Origin of the sequence: Stenotrophomonas sp. CFBP8980, assembly GCF_034046095.1 — a bacterium.
Taxonomy (GTDB): Bacteria; Pseudomonadota; Gammaproteobacteria; order Xanthomonadales; family Xanthomonadaceae; genus Stenotrophomonas; species Stenotrophomonas lacuserhaii.
In genome coordinates this window covers 1-268 of sequence record NZ_JAXCXF010000017.1, presented here as the reverse complement: position 1 = coordinate 268, position 268 = coordinate 1, and the positions used below count along the sequence as shown (strand labels likewise).

1 protein-coding gene is annotated in these 268 nt (G+C 63.8%); it reads right to left on the bottom strand.

Features of this window, described 5'->3' with window-relative positions; genetic code table 11:
* Positions 1-268 (bottom strand): GTP-binding protein (locus SOM47_RS17620; RefSeq protein WP_341850250.1); only part of this gene is annotated, 268 nt, incomplete at both ends.

Below are 268 nucleotides of genomic sequence, written 5' to 3'. Positions count from 1 at the left end.
CGGAGATCGAGAACACGTCTTCCACCGGCATCAGGAACGGCTTGTCGACGTCACGCTCCGGCAGCGGAATCCAGCTGTCCAGGGCTTCGACCAGCTTGATGACGGCCGGCACGCCGATGTCGCTCTGGTCGCCTTCCAGCGCCAGACGGGCCGAACCGGCGATGATCGGAGTGTCGTCGCCCGGGAAGTCGTACTTGCTCAGCAGCTCGCGCACTTCCATTTCGACCAGCTCAAGCAGCTCGGCGTCGTCGACCATGTCGGCCTTGTT